Raw genomic sequence first — 18,289 nt, 5'->3', positions numbered from 1 at the left:
TCGGCGTTGCTTGTGGTGTTGAGGCCGCGTGCCGGGCGGGTTAGGCTGGTGGCGGCCTTTCTGCCGACGCGTAAGCGTCGGCGTGCTTGGTCGGTGTTGGCCGACGGACTTGCCCGTACATCTCCTTGGAGGTGTCCCCGAGAGGGGCCGTCGGCCTCAAAATTCTCTGCGCCCGTCCGTGGCGCGGCCGTGGGCGAGTCGCGCGGTAGCCCGTGTCGGCGTGCTCGATGCGCGTCGACGCGGAGTATGCGCCGCTGCCGGTGTGCGGGCTTGCGTAAACGCGGTGATGGCCGGGGACCATGTGTGGTCCCCGGCCATCGGTGTTCCTAGAACGGGCAGGGTAGATCGTCGATGTTCAGCGCCGGTGTTGCCGCGCTGTGCAGGATGCCCATGACGGCGGGGGTCTCGCAGCTCCCCTCGCGGGTGGCGTCGGCGGTGAGGGTCGCGCCCATGTCGTCCGGAACCTTCGCGTACATGCTCGCCAGCTCGATAGCGGCGGCCGGGTCGGTGACCTCGCGGAAGTCGGTGCCGATCTCAAAGGTGGGGGCGTCGAACTCGTCGTCATCGTCGGTGAGGTAGACGTGCGTGAAGAACGAACCGAGCGGGCGGTCCCATCCGATGACGACACAGGAGACGGTGCCGGGGTCGAGCAGTGTGAGGTCGTGACGGCTCACGGTGTGGCCTCTCTTCTGTTGTTGTGCTTTTCGGTGTCGCCAGGGTTTGCCCTCCCTGACTGATTTCCATCTTACGCCATTTATCGATGAAAGTCGATAAATGTTGAGGCTGTCCTGATTCTTTCGCGCATTGCTTTGGCGTGCCGAAAAAGCGTCTGTGCAGCTAGCGGCGGTGCTTTTGACACTTCGGCACTTTTTCGGCCGCAGGCGGCGAGCTTGCTCGCCTGGTTGCGGCCGACGGGAGCCAAATTCGGTGCGGGGGTTTCGAGTAAAAGATTATGCGGGGTTTGCATAATGTTTTAGGAGCCCGCAGCGGATTTGGTGGACGGCGGGCGCAACCTACACTCGTGGCGTAGCCAGTGGCCGAAAAAATGCTTTGAGCAGCGCGGCCGAAGGCCGCTTCCGGTCTACCGGGCCGTCAAGGCCCGGCCGGGGTAAGCGCCCAGGCGCGGCACGCTGCTCGGGACGCCGATCTGCCGGCGTCCGCCCGGCAGATCGGCTGTGGGGAGGAGAGCCGACGGGCAGCTCCTCCCCGGCTGGCTGTCAGCGGTGGCCGTAGTTCACAACGGTGCGGTATTCGCGGTAGTCGGCAGGACTGGCCGGGTCGAAGACGTCCTTCTCGCCGGCGAGAACGTAGCGGCGGCGGGGGTGTCGGCCGGTGCGGGCCTCGCGACGCTGATGGCGGTCGGCGAAGGGCAGATCCTGGTACATGGCGTCGCCTCCTGGCGGACAGATCGGGGTGCGGCGGCGCCCGGCGGGGAGCCCGGGGCTGTCGCGCTGACGCGCCGGTGTGGGATCGGCCCGGCTGGTGAGGGGCAAGCCGGGTGTCGGCCAAGAGATCTTGGAAGCGCAGCGTTCCAAGCCGTCGGTTGTGTGCGGTCCGCTGCGCTTCCAAGATGTGTTGCCGGGCTTGCCGCCGCCGGACGGGTCGGTCATCGCTTCCGGGCTGGCAGACGCGACCCCGGTGTCCTCGCTGTTCGACCGCACCCCGGTCACCGCCAGAGGCAGCCAGGACCAGGGATCGACCTTCGACGGCTGGCAGCGTCGTGTCCGCGCCGGCCACCATCGCCGCGGTGCCACCGGAGAAGGACGTATGCCCGGTCGGTCACGGCCCGGCTGATCGCCGCACGGTCGAATCGAGGTCCCGCGGACATGTTGTCGGTGGGCAGGAGCGCCAGGCCTCGACTACTCAGGCTGCGCCGCGGGGGTGAAGACTCCACGCCGAGCCGGGCGCTGGCGTCGGCGACGAAGCGCCACAGGTCGGGATCCTCGGTCTGAGTGTCTGCGGCGAGCAGGACGAGGTCGGCGGTCCCGTGCTGCTCGGCGACGCGCATGGCGGTCGCCCAGCTTCCGATGCCACCGGAGAACTGGACGACATGCATCGTCATGGCTGCCTGCCGAGGGCGTGTCGACAGATCCGGCGGCGGATGACGCAGCAGACGGGTTGCGCATGGGTGGGCTTTGGGTTCACGAGATCCTCCGGGAGCTGGGCGACTGCGCTCGATAGAGCCGCCGACGCGGCGGTGTGGACGAGCGAGGCAGTCAGGAGTGCATGCCGACGGGTGGGCTGATCAGTGCAGCGTGAGCAGGGCAAGCAGCGGCGTCTTCTCCAGCACCGCCAGCGCGACAACGTGCGCGGCAAGCAGGCCGGCGAGGTGTACCACCGGGTGGCCCAAGCGGCGAACCGTGGTGCGCAGCGACCGGGGGCTGCCGGTGGTGGCCTGCTCGGTGGTGGTGACGTCGGTGTTGTCGTTCATGGCGCTGCCTTCCGGAGGTTGCGGATGGGCGGCGTCGCCGGGTCACACCGGTGCCGCCGCGCTGACAGGACCTGAGGGGACCGGCGCGGCGGGGGCTGGCAAGCCAGCTCTCGAGTCAAACATCTTGGAAGCGCAGCATGGTGGGCGTAAGAGGGAATCAGTGCTGCGCTTCCAAGATGTTTTGCCGGCTTGCCCGGCCGTCGATCGGGGCGGTCATCACTGAGGACTGGCGAACGCGGTGGCCCGGGGTTGCCACCGCGTTCGCCGGGCCAGCTAGCTCGGAGCTCGCGTGAGACGGCACGCCGGGTCTGTCGCGAGTGGCTGTGGGCGAGCGTCTGATAAGCCCGGCGGCGGTGGAAAGCCACCGCTTGGGTGCGACGCCGAAGCGATAGCGGTCCAGCCGGGCAGGTCGCATACCGGCCATTAGAGATCACCCGCGGTGACAATCGGCCAGCCGCCCGGGCCATCGCGCAACACGACCCGTTCGACTGCGTATGCCGACTGACAATGAGGGCAGACAGAGGAACTGGTAGAAGCAGGCGAGCAGGACTGCTCGATAGGTGAACGTACAGAAAGACGGCGTGCAGGCCGGTCCGCGAACGCGGACCGGCCTGCACGGGGGCGGGCTCAGCGGTGGTGCACGAGTTGCGGGTCGGTGACGGTGTCGGGCCATGCGTCGGCGGCGATGCGCTCGCCGTGCGGGCTGACGACGAGATCGCCGCTACGCTGCCTGCGCGCCGGGTCGGTGGCCGGTGCGCTTGCCGTCAGGGGCAGGAGGTCGGTCGGGGTGATGTTGATGACCGGCTCGTCGCTTCGGTCGAGGTAGGAGAAGAATTTCTTCACCGTGACGAGCACCTCAGTACCGGGCTTGAGGGAGCGGGCGAGCAGCATCTGCTGTTCGTCCCAGCAGGTCACCTCGAACTCCATCGGGGCGGTCGTGATCCACCCACCGTCTTTGCGGTAGCCGGTGCGATGGACGATGCGGAACTTGACGAAGGCGCGCCCGGAGCCGGGGGTGTGCCCCTGCTCGCAGCGGCCGGTGACGGTGCCTTGGACGAGACAGCTGAACAGTTGCTTCGACGGGCTCTGGCTCATGACGAAACTCCCCGGGGTCGGAATGTGGGCTGCACGAAGCCCCTGGGGCCGGCCGTGGGCCGGCCCCAGGGCGGCCGGTCAGGCGGGCTGCAACTCGCGCTCGGGCTCGTCGGCGGTGGCGGGGTCCCAGGCGTCGCCGGCAGGCTTGTCGTCGGCCACCGGCAGGGCGCCCTTGAAGCGCATGGACACGGACACGTTCTCGGCGCTGACCTGCAGGACGCCGCCGAGCGTGCCGTCCTGACGGTTGAACGGCCACACGTCCAGGTCGTCGCGGGCCTTGACGGCGACGGTGTCGCCCTTGCTCAGCTCGGCGCATCGTTCGGCGAGGTCGCCCCAGGCGGTGACCTGCACCCACATGGGGGTCGTGTCGACCCATTGCCCCTCGCCGTTGCGGCGGCGGCGGTTGTGGGCGACGCGCAGCCGGCAGAGGGTCTGTCCACCGGCGGTGATGTCGAGCTCGGGCTTGGCGGCGAGGTTGCCCTCGAAGGTGAGGGTGAACTCCGACATGGCTGACTCCGATCAGATGATGCGGTGCGGCCCGGTGGCGCCGGTGCGGATCGGGTGATCCGGGCGCCGTGGTGCCGCGCTGACGGGGCCGGTCAGAGCCCGCCTGTGGGCCGAGGGGCGCAAGCCCCGATTGAGTCAGAAGATCTTGGCGTCGAGCATCGCGAGACGGTGTGGGCCAAGATGTTCTGCCGGGGCTTGCACCCCTGGCCTGGGTGGGCTGACCTTCGGGTCCCTCAGCAGCGGAACCAGCGGCCGCCGACGGACCGGCCGATCCCGGACGCGGCTACCGCAGCACCTCGACGCCGACGAGCAGCCGGATGTTCGCCGCCGAGCGTCGGCACTGCGCCGGTTCCGGTCGCGCATCGTTCGGCGCCGCCGTCCCCGATGGTGTGCCCCGCCGAGGCCTGCGCCCGCGATGGTGGGCGTCGCGCCGCTGCAGCGCGGTGGTCGCGCGCAGTAATGGCAGCCAAGGAGGCCGTCACTCGGGTGGTCCGGGCCACGTACGGGCGGGGGCTCTGCGTGGGCGTCGGTGGGACACGCTCCGCGCGACGCCGAGAGCGCGGGGGTGACGCAGTCCCGCGCGCCATCCCGATGCGAGGGTGCGCTGGACCTCGGCGCGTCCGAGCCCGGTGCTCAGGGCCGCGTCCGTGAGTGCGCGGCGTACTGCGGCCTCGTCCATGCTGGTGTGCGCGGCCAGCTGGCCGAGCCGGAACGCGGCCCGGTTCAGTGCGTCGTTTCGGCCGCCGCCGCTGATGCGCCGACCGCCGCGGATCACCGGGCGGGGAGCGCGGCGTACGCGGTCGACTTCCCCGGCGAGTGCCGCCTGCGCGTAGCGGTCCAGATCGGCGATCGGGGCCACCGCTGGCGCCGGCGATGATGGTGATGGGGGAAGGACCAGGGTGCGTAGCTGCGGCGGGCAGGGAGGTAATTGGGCGTCCTTCCAGGGCTGCTGGAATGTGTAGCGGGAGCCGGTGGCGTGCAGCGAAGGTGGTGCGACGATGAGACCGCCGCGGCCGCGCCAGTCCACGCCGGGCAGGATGGCGACCCGGCTGGGCAGCTCGCTGGCGGCGTACCACAGGTGCCAGCCCGATCCGGTGCGGATCAGCGGGCCGGGCGGACGGATGACGTCGAGCACGTCGAGCACGTGGCGCAGCCCGCTGCTGGTGTCGATGTCGCAGACATCGAGCACGGTGCCGGTGGCCAGGCCGATGTTCGCGTGCGGCCAGCGCGACCACCACGCCCGGATGACCAGCGGTTGTCGAGACGCGTCGTGCAGGCCATGACGCACGCGCGGATGCTTGCCCGGTGACGGGCACGCCGCGCCGGCACGGCAGCTGCACCGGCCGTCGGCATCCGGGGTGTGCAGGGGAAGCACTGCGATTCCCGCCGCGGCGTAGCCGATGGCGGCCGCCACGAGATCCGCGGTGGTGACGGATCCGGCGGCGTTCACCACACACCTGCACAGGGCCGGTGCAGCCGGACCGCGGCGCCGGTGCATTCAGCGTGGCTCCGGGTGAAGCCGCGGTCGGGCGGTCGGCGACCCACGCGCCGCGAGGGCGGTAGCGGACGCGGACCAGGGCGGTGGCCGGCGAGGCGCACGTGTGACACGACGCGGCGGTGGGGCGCGGCAGCGTGACGGTGACCCGACAGCGGCGCTGGCGCCGAACGGGGATCACAGATGCCAGGTCTGCGTGCCGGAGGAGAGAAACGACGCACAACAAACTCCTTCAAGGGAAAGGCGCCGGCGATGGGCGCAGGAGAAGACGCGGTTGTTCGTTCCGTGCGTGGCATGGGGGTTCGCGGCGGTGGAAGCCGGCAGCCGGTCGCGGTGACGGTCGGCGGCGGGCGCCGTGCGGCACGGCGCCGTGCCGTGTCCGGCCGCCACCGACGGTGGCGGCCGGACACGGCACTCAGCGCGGCGGCAGCTGGCGGGTGGGCTGGCGCAGCTTCGTACGCAGCAGCTGCTCCTGATCGTCGATGAGGGCGCCCTCGAGTGCTTCGTAGTGGACGCTGGCGTCACCGAGCTCGATCGGTGGCAGCTCGGCCTGCTTCCACATGCGGGCGTACAGGCCGGCGGCGCTGGTGTTCAGCGGTACGCGCTGGCTGACCTCGCACAGCGCGACGCAGCATTCGGCGGCGGTGCCGGGCCGGGTATCGGCACCGGCGGCGACGCGGTCGAGCAGTTCCCGGCAGTGCGCGCGGAAGACGAGGTCGTTACGGGCCAGTACGTCACTGGTCGGGGTGAGCAGGATGAAGCTGCGCCAGATGTCGTCCTTGGCCTGCGGGTGGCGGTCCTGGGCCTTGCTGATTTCGTCTTCGGCCAGGGTCATGGCATCGAACACCGTCTGCAGAGTCTGTTCCGTGTCGGTGAACAGCTGCGCGAGGTCCATGGGGGCATCTCCTTGCTGAAGCAGGCGGGGACCGGCGTCGCCGTCATCGACGGCTCGGGTCGCGGGGGACCGGCCGCCTGGCCTGGGGCTGCCGGGCAGCCGGTCCGCTGTGCCTGCTGGCGGATACGACAAAGCCCGGACCGCGAGCGGCGGACCGGGCGTGGAGCGCGAGCGATAACTCAGCGAGGGCGGGAGAACGGTGTGACGGTCACCGGGCACTCGGTGGCGGCGGAACCGCCGGAATGAGACGAGTACGGTGCGGTCAGGTGCCGACCGGGTCGACCTCGTAGTTGTCCGCCGCCTGAGGAAACGCGGTGATCGACGACATGGCGTCGAGTCGACTCTCGGCCGTGCGGACGAGGTCTTCGGCGAGGCCACGGGCTGCCTCTTCGCTGGTCGCCGTCACTCGGATCCTGAGTTCGATCGTGGTGGTGACGTCGAAAACACGTTCGCGCAGCGGCAGCTCGATGGTCAGGTCTTCGTTGAGCTCGTCGATGACGCGGTCGTAAACGCGGCACCAGCCGCGGTCGTCGGCCTCCTGGATGAGCCGTTCGCCGATGCGGGCGATGTCGTCGCGGTGCCGCTGCTCGGCGGCGTCCGCCCGCTGGCGCTGCTGCTCGACGGCGGCATGAGCGGCGGTCAGCACATCCGGCAGCTCCTGCTGGCCGTGTACATCGGTGTCGCTGGATGAGGTGATCGCGGGTGTGGTCATGTCGGGACACTCCTTCTTTGCGGTGAGGGGTGGAGGGCCGGTGGCGCACGGTCAGGGTTTGGTGATCCACCGGCCGGGCTGCGGAGCGTCGAACGGATAGCTCGGCAGGTGCTCGTGTTCGCCCACGAACGCGCCCGGGGTAGCGGGCTGCCACCGCGCCCCGACTCCGGGGTCTGTCGTGACGGCGTGGCAGCCGACGGCGGTGCACCGCCGTGGTTCCGGCTGGAAGGCGATGCCGTAGTGGTAGCCGTCGTCGGTGCTGGCGTACAGCGACAGGGGCCCGTCGGGGTGCAGCACGTGACGGGCGCCGGGCGGTGAGGTCAGCAGGGCGATGAGCTGCTGGACCCAGCTGATGGCGGCCATCCGGTATCGGGTGCTGTCGGCGCCGTAGGCGTTCGCGAGCGCGGTGAGGTGGTTGCCGCAGGCGGTGATCATGGCGGCGGCGCCGCGGCCGATGTCGAGGCGCAGGATGTGCAGGTGGGTGTCGGGCGTGCCGAGGTGCGGGGTCGGTACGGCCGGGTCGTCGTAGGCGGCCGGCATCAAAGCTGCCAGGACCATGCCGGTGGAGACCGCAGCGTCCCAGGCGTAGGCGTGGTCGGTGACAGCCATGACGATCGCGGTCCACTGGCTGACGGGAATGGCGTACCGGCTGCGGTCGAAGCCTTCGCCGGGGCTGCGGTCGCGCAGGGTCTGGCCGCTGTCGGCCAGCAGCGCGTCGAAGACGGTGGTGACGACCGCGTCGACCAGCGCGCGCGGGCAGTCGGCGTCGCCGTGCAGGTGTTGCCGGACGTCGTGCAGCTCGGCGTCGGTCAGCGGGCGGCGCACGAGAGGGACTTCTCGAGGTAGGGCGGCAGGGAAATGAACGCTCATGGCGGCGACTCCTGGTGGACGAGGCTGTCCCGGCCCGCACGACAGCGGCCGGGGCAGAGGCGGCGGCAGCAGGTGGTAGAGCGGCCTACGTACGCCGGCGTCTTGTTGGCGTTGGGGCAGCCGCGGTGGTCTGCGCCGTCGAGGCGCAGACCACCGCGGCGCGTAGAGATCAGGCAGCGTCGGCGAACTCGTCGACGTGGTGCGGCTGGTCGACGTGGTGCGCCTCGCCAGCGTCGTCGGTAGGAAAGTCGTCCAGGAAGGTCGAGACCTCGGCCGCGACGGCATCGGTGTCCCCGTCCGAGCCGGGCACGTCGACGTTCGCCTCGTGCTCGCCGCCGCCGGGGTCCTGCGGGATGTCCATGTCCGGCGCCGTGACGGACGCCTCGACCTGCTCCTCGCCGTCCTCGTCCTCGTCGTCGGGGGTGAGGTCGGCCTTCCAGGACTGGTAGAGCTCCTGCTCGTCATCGGTCAGCGGGTACTTGCGCCGGCGCAGTTCGTCGTACCAGCCGACGGCCGCCTCCACGTCGAGCCAGTACCGGCGCGAGCCCGTCGCGGCCAGCAGGTTGTACTCCAGCGCGCAGATGTACTTCGCGACCAGGCTGCGCCGCAGCCGGTCCTCGCCGGCGCTTTGCAGGGTGTCGTTGTCGGAACCCCCGAGGGAGCGGTACAGCTCCTCCAGGTCGGCGGAGCGGCCCATCGCCTTGCCGAGGGTGGCCGTGCGCAGCGCCGGCACGAACAGAGCCCGGGCGCCCTTGGCGGTACCGAACGTGGCGAGGATGAAGTCGTGGCGCACCTGCGCGGCCAGCTCGAGACGCTCCTGCAGCTCCTTGGCCCGCTGCTCCTCGAGTTCCTTGGCAGCGATGTGCTCCGGACTCAGACCATGGTGCGCTGCCGGAGTCGGCTCGCGCCGGGTGTAGCCGCGGGCGTCGGGGTCGTCGCAGTACACGACGGTGCGCGCCTGACCGCCGTCCTTTTCCACGAACGCGTGGAAGCCGGGCTCGGTCCGGACCGCCTCGATGTCCACCGGCTGGCCGTCGGCGTCGACGAGCAGGTCGGCCGGCACCGCGGTCGAGTCGTAGCCGAAGCCGCGCGGCTTGGGCGTGACATCGACGCTGTCCAGAACCAGGCGCGCCTTGGCCAGTTCCCTGTTTCGCGCGTAGGTGCGCTTGTCGCGCAGCCGGGACAGTTCGTGCTTGAAGCCGTACTCGTTGTCCAGCTTGTCGAGCAGCCTGCGCTCGGCGTCGGGGTCGTCGGCGAACTCCTCCAGGGCGTGGGCCTGCTCCAGCGTGAGCGTGCCCTGGTTGAGGGCGCGCTGCGCGGTTGCCGGCAGAGTTCGCGCCTTGACGGCGGTGCGGACCTGGCCGACGTCCATGCGGCGGGCGTCGGCAACCTGCTGATCGCTCATGCCGAGATCCAGCAGCATCTGGTAGGCGTGGGCCTGCTCGATGGGCTCCAGGTCCTTGTGGTGGTCGTTGAGTTCCAGCATCTGCAGGATGAGCTGAATGTCGTCGTCGGTGTCCGCGATGAAGCACGGCAGATCGAAGCGTTCGGCGTCGATCGCCGCCTGGCGGCGCCGCAAGCCGTCGACGACGGCGAAGTGCTCGACGGGTTCCGCATCCTCGATCGGCTCGCCATCGGCGTCGGTCGGCGGGAGGAAGCCGAGGGAGCGCACCACCAGCGGGAGGCGGACACCGAACAGGCGCACGGAGGCGACCAGGTCGCTCAGGTCGCCCAGCTGTGTGCGCTTGAAGCCCTGAGGTTCGTGCAGGTAGCGGGCGTCGAGGATCCCCGCACGAAACGGCAGCTGCTGCGATTCCTGACCGGTGTTGAGCTGCACGGGCCCGTCGACGATTTGGCCGACGATGACAGTCGGGGCGGCAACCAGGTCGGTGCCGGTGGAGCCCGTGTCCTGCTCTCCGGCGTCGGGCACCAGGATGTCGGGCTCGGAACCTGCGGTGGTGCTGGTGTCGTTGACAACCGTGGTCACGATGCATTACCTCCACGAACGGAAGAAGGGGAAGTTCGCTCGGGCGGGCGCCCGAGCGGGGCTGGCCTGATCCGCACCAGGCCGGCCGATCGGCGCGGGCCTGCACGGCCCACCCCTGCGGCGACATCGCTGACGCAGTGGCTGTGCAGGGGTGGGCCTTGCGGGGCAAGCCGCGGGCGGTCAGGATCAGTGGCCAGCCCACGCCGGCACCCGCACCGCAGCCGCAGAGCCGCCACGGCAGCCGGCCCTGCGAAGGCGGAATATCGGGGAAGCAGCATGTAGCTGCTATGCAGGGCCACGGCGGGGTGCCGAGGCGAGCTGGCCACGACGGCAGTCGTCAATGGGTGGTAGGTCGCCGTAGGCGCTGCGCGGGCAGACGCGTGCGCACGACGCTGGTCACCAGCCGGGTCAGCTTGTCCCCCGGGCCGTCGCGGATGGCGTGCCTCAACGCCACCGTGGCCAGGGCGTGTTCGTTGCGCCGCCACGCGCACCACGCAGCCAGCGTTGCCGGACCCGTGATGTAGCGGTGCGGGACACGGCGGGTTACATCGAGCCACAGGTCGCGCTGCCACATGCAGGCGCACGCGGCGCGCCAGGCCGCTTCCTGGGCGTCGCGGCCGGTCAGCGCGACGGCCAACGGGGCGAGCTGTCCGGTGGTGAGGCGGCGGCCCTGGTTGGCGTGGGCCAGCACGTCATCCAGTAGCCCGGCAACGGCGAGATCCTGCGGGAGGACCGCCAGAGCTGCCTCTGTCTCGGCTTGGGCGACGAGATCGGGGGCGACGAGCGTCTGCAGCGCGTGCCGCGACGGCAGCGCCACCATGCCTTCGACGGTCAGCTGGGTGGCGACGCGGGTGTTGGCCGGGTCGACATCGACGCCGCGGCTGGCCGGGCAGGTGCAGCCGTCGAGGAGGCAGACGCACCGGGTTCCGGCGACCAGCAGCACGGCGTGCAGCGGCAGGAACAGGTCGAGGATCCGTGCGATGCCGGCGAGAGTGGAGCGCGTCGGGGGTGGGCCGTAGCCGATCAACGCGACCTCGGTGCAACCGTCGGCCGGTGCACGTATCGCGAGGTGCTCGGTCAACGTCTCGGCGGAGGTGCGCAAGGGTTCGGCGGCCACGCCGAGGATCTGCTGGTCGGCGCCAAGGTAGACGGCGACGATCTCGGTGACCGGGTGGTAGCCCAACAGGTAGGGCACGGCGCCCAGGAGGTCGTTGGGGCTGCGGAAGACAGTGTCGGAAACGGGGTCGGTCATGGGGCAGGGCACCTTTCGGAGGAAGCGGCACCAGATCCGCGGCGCCGACGCGGTCAGCTGCGGCCTTCGCCGGTAGGCGACATCGGCACCTGTGGCCATAGGGCGATGCCGATGCGGTGGGCCGGTCGCTGTCCGCCTCGGCCGCTGTCGAGCCGAGCTACTGCACGCGGAAGCGCTATCGACTGGCGGCCGGAGTGTCGGCGGCGGGGCGCGGCGGAAGCTTTCCGAGCACACGCACGGTCGTGGTGGCCTTGATCGGCTTGTCCTGCGGGCCGCGCAGATGCGGCCGCACCACAATCCAGTCCCGCAACGTGCGGCCGGGCCCGTACCGCTGGTGCCGCCAGCGGGGCGTGACCCACCAGCGGTAGTCGCGGTCGACCGCGGCGATCGAGCCGTGGTGCCGGGTGGCCGAGGACGCGTTGCGGGTGCCGCGGATGCGGACCAGCGAGATTTCAGGTTCGGGCCGTCCCAGGCGCTGGTAGCTCTTGCGGACCGACCTGTCGACCCGTGCCGGTGCTGTCTCGGCGAGCCGCTGACGGATGAGGCGCCACGTCGTCACCGGTGCTGCTGCAGGATGCGCGGCGGTGACAGGCTGGCCGGGGCGCAGCACGACGGAGAAGGCGGGGATCAGCCAGCCGACCTCGGCGCGGAGCCGCTGCACCGCCGCAGGTGGGAGACCGTCACCGATGCTGCGGTAGCCGATGATCTGCACGGCGTCGCCGTGGCTGCTCCAGGACGCCGCGACGCAGCGCCGCCGCGCGTCGACCGGCTGCGACCATGCCGCGAAGCCGTGCGCGGCCGGCAGGTCTCCGGGAGCGAACGCCATCCTGGGCATGACCTGTGCCGCGTTGCGGGTGAGGTCGGTGAACTCGTCGTCGACCCAGTACAGGCGTGTGGTCGTCAAGCTGTTCGCCAGCGCCGTGCGGGTGGCGGGCTGGCCGAGCCCGAACGGCAGTGCATCGCCGCCGGCGATCAGCGCGGCGAGCCGGTCGCGGACCTTCGGCAGGGTCGGCGCCGGCAACGGATGCGGCTCCCACCGTCCCGAGACGGCCAGTTCCCGGCCGGGATCCAGCGTGGCCAGGACCTGCTCGAGCACTACGGACAGGTGCTCGTGAGCTTCGGGAGCGAACGCCATGCCGTGTGTCAGGATGCGGTCCAGTAGACCGTGCAGGTTGCGGGACTCGACGTACTCGGCGCACTCGAAGCAGGCAGACCAGCGGGTGCCGTAGTCGCGCACGTAGGTGCCCTGGCCGGTGTCGACGTGGAGCTGGACGCGGTGCGCCGTCGCGTAGACGAACAGGATCTTCGCATCGGAGCAGAAGTCGCAGACGTAGGTGGCCTCCACGGCGTCGGCGGGGACCGGTACCGGCGGGTGGTCGGCGCGCTGCCAGATCGGATGCTCGAACGACACGATGCCCGACGGCCACTCGGCGTGCCGGTTGAGCGGGCTGGCGCAGGTGCGGCAGGCGAACCGTCGCGCCGACGCGTCGCCTGTCGTGTTACCGGTGGTCACGACATGCTCCGCGGTGGTGAACGCCGTGCCAGCTGGCATGAAGGCCGTTGCGCTCGATCAAGTGCGTGTCGGCAGCGCCGGTGTTGCCCTCGAGGCACCGCCTGGTCGACGCGGTGGCAGCCAGCGTCGACCGTCGAACGGGGGTATGGGAGTCGGTGGTGTGCCGGAGAAACAGCCAAGACATCGAAGGCTCCGCAAGAATGAAGCAGGGGCGCCCACCGCGTTGGTGGGCGCCCCTGACAGGCGATCGGCAGAAAGCGGTTGGTCAGGCCGCGGCGGCGGCCACGCGCAGCGCCTCCGCCGCAGTGGTCTCCAGGCGGTAGGCCGCGTCCGCGTCGGCGATGCTGCGCGCCACGGAGGTGACGGCCTGCATGACGCCGCCGGCGCTGAGGTCGGCGCCGGCGATGAAGTGCGCCAGGATCGCGGTCTGCTGTTCCTGCGTGTACTTCAGCCGCTGCGAAACGACCTTGATCGTCTCGTCCGGACGGGTGACCGCCACGCCGGCATCGCGTTCCAGGTCACGCACGGCGCGGGTGACGAAGTCGACGTCCAGGTAGGCGCGGACCGCGTCGACGGTCTGCGAGGTGATCAGCCCCAGCAGCCGACGCATCGTCTCCGGGGACGCGTCGATGACGCCGTCCTCGTCGGTGATCCGCGCGCCCAGGTGCGTGCGGCCGATCGTGCCGCGGTCCACGGTCTGGCCGTTGGAGCACACCTCGATCCGCAGGTACGGGGCGAGGGTGTACTTGCCGTAGCCGGTCTCGGAGTTGGTCAGCATGAACCCGCCGGAGATGACCGGCAGGTCGCTGCCACGCCTTCCGTTGAACGGCGAACGGTAGTTGCGCAGCAGCTGCGGCGCCATGACCTGCACCTCGGGGGACACGAACCGCACGTACATGCGCCGCTCGGTCAGATCGCACGAGGCGACCTGCACGCCGACCCCGGCCTGGCGAATGCCGTCGAGGGCGGCCATGAGTACGTCCAGGTTGTCGATGCGCAGGTACCGGTCGGACAGGAACGCCCTCGCGGTGCCGTCCCCGCCGGTGCTGTCGTGGCGCAGGCAACGCACCAGGAACCGGCGGTCGTCACGCTCGAGCCACCTGTTGATGTTGTAGTCCAGCAGTGGCACGTCCTCGGCGGCCATCCGCCGTAGATAGGGCATCGGAATGTCGAGCTTCGCGCTGACCCCGCCCAAGGCGATGTCGCTGAGAGCGAAACTGCCCGGGGCCATGGTGACCCCCGCCGAGCTCAATACCGGCGAGGTCCCAGGGATGACCAATCTGGCACCGTCGGAGTGCAACGTGCCGGCGGCGGCGATGACATCGACCGCGCGGGTCTTCTGATCGTTGAGTACCGTGGCCAGGCTGTTCAGGCCGATGTGGCGGTTCGGTGCGACGGCGAGCGTCGGCTGAGCCATGAGTAGTGCCTTCCGGGCGAGGCCGCCTCCCGCAGGAGGCGGCCGGCGGGCACGCCCGCCCGGCCGTGGCCGGCGGGGCGAGCGCGTGCTGGCCCGCCGGTGCCGGGGCCGCGCCCGGGCGAGCCGGGCGGCAAGGCACTGGGAACGAGAAGATCTCTGGCCGAAGGCCAAGATGTTCTCGCTCCGCCTTGCGCCCGGCGCCGGGTCGGCCACCGTGCCCGGCCAGCACAATCGCCCTGGCCTCGCCCGGCCGGCGATTCCGCGTTCTCGGGCCATGCCGTGATGAGCCATGTGGATCAACCCGAGGGTTCGCCTCGTGTCGGTGGCTCAGGCTCAGCGACGGAGCCGTCGAGGCTCCAGGTGGCACCGACCCAGGCCGGATACGGACCGGCGCTCGCACGGTCACCCGGATACGACGGCCGACCAGGATCGTAGGTCCGCAAACGTCGATACACCAACCGGCTCGGCTCGGGCGTAGCGCCCGCCGGGCGTTCGACATAGCGTTCCGACAACACCTGGACGTAGTCGACCTCCGAGGCGAAGGCGACGTACTGTCCAGCCAAATCGTCCCGCCGAGCCGGTCGCAGCACGCGACCGACACGGGATACCAGCCGGTCACCGCGTAGGTGACCAGATGACCGCAGGACAACGCCAGCTCGAACACGCACAGCCGGTGCACTTCCCGCGAATCCTGCGCCTGCGCGCTCCTGCTCGGTCCTGCGGCGTCGTGGCACGGTTGGCAGATCGGACCGAGATCGACGTCGTAGCCGGCGTCGCACGCCTCGCACACGATGCGCAGACAGCTACGGCATTCCCCAGAAGCGATGTCGGTCAGGTCGGCGCCACAGAACCCGCACGGGCCGCTCAGACAGACGTCGGTGTCTGGCCAGGCCGGTGTTGCTCGCACGGATGCTCAGCCATGGCGACGTCCGTCGCGGTTCGGAGCCGCCTCTTCGGCTGCTGGCCGGCCAGCAACGAGTGCAGGTTCTGCCAGCGGCGGATCCGATGCCTTCGGGTATGCCAGCGCCGCCACGGCGATGTGTGTGCGCCCATGCGACCGATTCCCACCGACGATCAGATATCGATGACTACCGGGATGCCTGACCCGCGTCGCACCGATTGCGGCAAGCGCTGACCGTAGCCACGCGCCCAGATCCTCGGAAGGAGCCGGCTCACGGGCGCCGAGGTCGACCAGTCGTGCCACGACGCCGCGAGCGCCGCGCTCACCGGCGGTGATCTTCGCGGCGGCACGTGCAATGGCACTGTCGCATCCGGCAACATGATCATTGAGCGAGGCGGGGTGCGGCCCGCGTACACCGCCGAACACGCCTGATACACCGTGCCCACATGTCCAGGCTTGATCAGCTGGAGTCCACGGGCGGTGCGGCGCAGCCGCGGCTGAGGGTCGGCGTGAGCGACCACACCGCGCAGCCCGGTCTCCGCCGCCCGCCGTAGCGCACGGATGGTGAACCAGCTCTCCTGGCGGAGTGCGCGGATTCGTCGATGACGAATTTGTTCATCTGCTACCCAAGGAGAAATTTCACCGCTGGCCGGCGGCAGGGGTGAAGAGCAATCAACCTGGTCGGCCAGCCTGAGCGGCGAACTGGCTCGGTATGGCTTTGGCCTGGTTGCATGGTGTTATGCGCCGCAGTCCTGCAGCCCTCGCGATCGTGGCCAGCGGGAGTTGTGCCGTCCTGGCCGCGCTGGCGGTGAACGCAGCCACCGATGTTGGGCGGTGGCCCGGTTGGTTCGACTTGGTCCGGCGGCATTCGTGGTGGGCGCTGACGGTGCTGACAGTGCTGGCCGTGACTCTGCAGCTCGTGCTGTGGTGGCCCACCGTGGAGAGGCCGCGGCGTCTCGCGTCAGTCAGTAACCTGCCGATGCGCAATGTTCATTTCGTTGGGCGCGAGGAGTCTCTGACCCGCATCAAGAGTCACCTTGGCAAAGGGCTTGTGACCGTCGAGGCGCTGCACGGCCTCGGTGGGGTAGGCAAGACCCAGCTGGCCATCGAGTACGCCCACCGACATGCCCGCGACTACGACATAATCTGGTGGTTCGCGGCCGAGCGAGCCGATCTGCTCCGAGACCAGTTAGTCGCCCTTGTCGCCGTGCTCGGCCTACCGAGCGGCGGCGACCCGCTGCCCGCCGTTGTGACCGAGCTCCGCCGCCGCGACCGGTGGCTACTGATCTTTGACAACGCCGAGGAACCGAACGCTTTGAAGCCTTTCCTGCCAGGCGGCAACGGGCATGTGATCGTGACGTCGAGGCAACGCGGCTGGGGCACGCTCGGTAAAACGATCGATGTTGACGTCATGTCGCGCACCGAATCGACAACGCTGCTTCGCCGACGTGTGCCCGGCATCGCGCTGGACGCGGCCGACGCGATCGCCGAGCGGCTGGGCGGCCTCCCACTGGCCATCGAGCAGGCTGCAGCCTTCCTGGAGCAGACCGGAACGCCGCCAGAGGCATATCTGGCCGGTCCGGGCGAGGTCTTGTTAGATCACGGCAAGCCGATCTCCCCGACGAGCGGCGTGGCCGACGTCTGGGACGTCTCGCTGCATGCACTCCGAGCGGCGTCGCCAGCCTCGGCGGCTCTGGTGCAGATGTGCTCGTTCCTCGGGCCGGAGCCGATTCCTAAAGAGATTCTCCAAGCTGCGCCCGGCGCGTTGCAGGCGATGCGCGACGAGGCGGCTGACCCGGTCGGACCGGCCGTCGCATTCTCGCTTATCCGCCGTACCAACGATGGCTTCTACTTGCACCGGCTGACGGCAGCGGCGATCCGCCGCAAGCTACGAGGTGCAGCGCGAACCCACTACGCGGTAGCTGCTGCGACGGTGCTTGAGGAGGTCTTGTCCGCCTCCGAAACAGACCCGGCGTATTGGAGCCGCTGGCGTCGGTTAATGCCGCATGTGCTGGCTGCGGCAGAGTACGCCCCTAACGTCGCCGTTTGCCGCAAACTGCTGCATAGTGCAGGCACCTTCAGGAGATGGGATCTGCAGCCAGAGACTGCCCGTCCGATCCTCACTCGCGTGCTTGAGCTGACCCGCTCTGGCCATGATGCGACGCAAGCGGAGCTTGCCGATCTTCTCGTCAGCCTGGGCTGGTGGATGACTGAGCTTCCCGACAATGCCACTGCGCGAGAATTATTCGAGGAAAGCCTTGTCCTTCATACCGAAATTCTGGGCGAGGGCCATCCACTGCTGGCGAAAGCCATGCATGGCTTGGCGATGGCCCTCAGCTATGGCGACTATGACCAGCACGAAGCCCTTCGCTTACTGCAGCGGGCCGCGGAGGTCATCGGGAAGGCGTCGCCTGAAAATCGTGGGAGCACCCTCGGTATCGAGGCCGACACGTTCGTCGTTCTCAGGAGGCTAGGCCGCACCGTGGAAGCGGAGGAGATGCTCGACCGGTTCCTTACCCATGCGTTCGAGGTTGACGACCTTACGCATTACGATGCCATCTCTCTTCGCCATGTCGGCTGGGATTTGGCTGAGATGGATGACCTGGTCCGCGCTTGTCGAGTATGGGAGACCGTGCTGCGCGTCGATGAAGCTTCCTTCGGCCCCGATCACCCACGCATCGCCTACCCCCTGACGACGATGGCCGACCTGCAGCGACGCAGCGGCGACATCGCGGCTGCCCGTGTACTTTACGAGCGCGCTCTGGCCATCCACGTCGAAACCCTCGGACCTGACTCGCAACCCGCCGTCGAATGCCGGGTGGCGCTGGCCCAACTGTCCTGATGGGCGCGCCTGCATCGCGAGTACGTCCTCTCTACCTCTCTGAGCCGAACTATCGCTTTTCCTAATTTCCCGGTGGAGTGCACGGATTCGTGGGTGACGAATTCGTCTTGAGGTGGACCCTGTGAGGTCTCACGAGATGCTTGACGGTCGCTGGAGATCGTTGACAGTCTCACGACATCGTCGACGGTTTTGGGATCAGGTCCGTGGTGCGTGGATTTTTGCCTTCCAGCGGGTGACCGGGTGCTGGCTGGTGCGCGGGTGGGATGCCGAGCTCGGCGCCGTCGCGGGTGGCCCGGAAGTGTGTCCTCGACGTGGACGGTGACGATGTCGCCGGCGTAGGTGCGTCCGATCCGCAGGGTCTGCCGGGGCGAC

General features: G+C 69.5%; 15 protein-coding genes. 1 reads left to right on the top strand and 14 read right to left on the bottom strand.

The features are described 5' to 3' along the window. Positions 1–326: 326 nt before the first annotated feature. From AB0B58_RS26665 to AB0B58_RS26600, 14 genes are all read right to left on the bottom strand, one after another. A complete protein-coding gene (locus AB0B58_RS26665; protein WP_360228951.1) occupies positions 327–674 on the bottom strand; it encodes a hypothetical protein in 348 nt (115 codons plus the stop codon). 543 nt (positions 675–1,217) lie between these two features. Then, on the bottom strand, positions 1,218–1,670 hold the full coding sequence (locus tag AB0B58_RS26660) for a hypothetical protein (protein ID WP_360228948.1): 453 nt from the start codon (positions 1,668–1,670) through the stop codon (positions 1,218–1,220). Then, positions 1,667–2,062, bottom strand: a complete 396-nt coding sequence (locus AB0B58_RS26655) for a hypothetical protein (RefSeq protein WP_360228945.1) — start codon at positions 2,060–2,062, stop codon at positions 1,667–1,669. The genes AB0B58_RS26660 and AB0B58_RS26655 overlap by 4 nt, the downstream gene beginning before the upstream one ends. A gap of 183 nt (positions 2,063–2,245) precedes the next feature. Next, on the bottom strand, positions 2,246–2,431 hold the full coding sequence (locus AB0B58_RS26650; protein ID WP_360228942.1) for a hypothetical protein: 186 nt from the start codon (positions 2,429–2,431) through the stop codon (positions 2,246–2,248). A gap of 627 nt (positions 2,432–3,058) precedes the next feature. Beyond that, positions 3,059–3,526 carry a single-stranded DNA-binding protein gene (locus AB0B58_RS26645; RefSeq protein WP_360228939.1) on the bottom strand — a complete coding sequence of 156 codons (468 nt, stop codon included), beginning with the start codon at positions 3,524–3,526 and terminating at the stop codon, positions 3,059–3,061. A 78-nt stretch (positions 3,527–3,604) separates the two neighbouring features. Continuing rightward, the gene (locus AB0B58_RS26640) at positions 3,605–4,033 is read right to left on the bottom strand and encodes a single-stranded DNA-binding protein (protein ID WP_360228936.1); all 429 of its coding nucleotides are present in this window, start codon (positions 4,031–4,033) and stop codon (positions 3,605–3,607) included. A 478-nt stretch (positions 4,034–4,511) separates the two neighbouring features. Continuing rightward, complete coding sequence (locus AB0B58_RS26635; protein ID WP_360228933.1) at positions 4,512–5,483, bottom strand: bifunctional DNA primase/polymerase; 972 nt, start codon at positions 5,481–5,483, stop codon at positions 4,512–4,514. A gap of 460 nt (positions 5,484–5,943) precedes the next feature. Beyond that, entirely contained in the window at positions 5,944–6,423 is a 480-nt protein-coding gene (locus AB0B58_RS26630; RefSeq protein WP_360228931.1) for a hypothetical protein, read from the bottom strand. A 262-nt stretch (positions 6,424–6,685) separates the two neighbouring features. Next, entirely contained in the window at positions 6,686–7,135 is a 450-nt protein-coding gene (locus AB0B58_RS26625) for a hypothetical protein (protein ID WP_360228928.1), read from the bottom strand. A 51-nt stretch (positions 7,136–7,186) separates the two neighbouring features. Further along, the gene (locus tag AB0B58_RS26620; RefSeq protein WP_360228925.1) at positions 7,187–7,960 is read right to left on the bottom strand and encodes a hypothetical protein; all 774 of its coding nucleotides are present in this window, start codon (positions 7,958–7,960) and stop codon (positions 7,187–7,189) included. A 214-nt stretch (positions 7,961–8,174) separates the two neighbouring features. Then, positions 8,175–9,992: a ParB N-terminal domain-containing protein gene (locus AB0B58_RS26615; RefSeq protein ID WP_360228922.1), complete on the bottom strand. Its 1,818-nt coding sequence runs from the start codon at positions 9,990–9,992 to the stop codon at positions 8,175–8,177. A 337-nt stretch (positions 9,993–10,329) separates the two neighbouring features. Further along, positions 10,330–11,244, bottom strand: a complete 915-nt coding sequence (locus AB0B58_RS26610; protein WP_360228919.1) for a DUF4192 domain-containing protein — start codon at positions 11,242–11,244, stop codon at positions 10,330–10,332. 175 nt (positions 11,245–11,419) lie between these two features. Next, complete coding sequence (locus AB0B58_RS26605) at positions 11,420–12,757, bottom strand: hypothetical protein (protein WP_360228916.1); 1,338 nt, start codon at positions 12,755–12,757, stop codon at positions 11,420–11,422. Positions 12,758–13,022: 265 nt separating this feature from the next. Then, on the bottom strand, positions 13,023–14,174 hold the full coding sequence (locus tag AB0B58_RS26600) for a DUF932 domain-containing protein (RefSeq protein ID WP_360228913.1): 1,152 nt from the start codon (positions 14,172–14,174) through the stop codon (positions 13,023–13,025). Positions 14,175–15,979: 1,805 nt separating this feature from the next. Here AB0B58_RS26600 and fxsT point away from each other — a divergent pair. Then, on the top strand, positions 15,980–17,917 hold the full coding sequence (gene fxsT / locus AB0B58_RS26595; protein ID WP_360228910.1) for an FxSxx-COOH system tetratricopeptide repeat protein: 1,938 nt from the start codon (positions 15,980–15,982) through the stop codon (positions 17,915–17,917). The last annotated feature ends 372 nt before the right edge of the window (positions 17,918–18,289 follow it).

This window comes from Actinoplanes sp. NPDC049118 (genome assembly GCF_040648555.1).
Lineage (GTDB): Bacteria > Actinomycetota > Actinomycetes > Mycobacteriales > Micromonosporaceae > Actinoplanes.
Note: the sequence above shows the minus strand (reverse complement) of the source record. Positions and strands in the feature narration are given on the sequence as shown.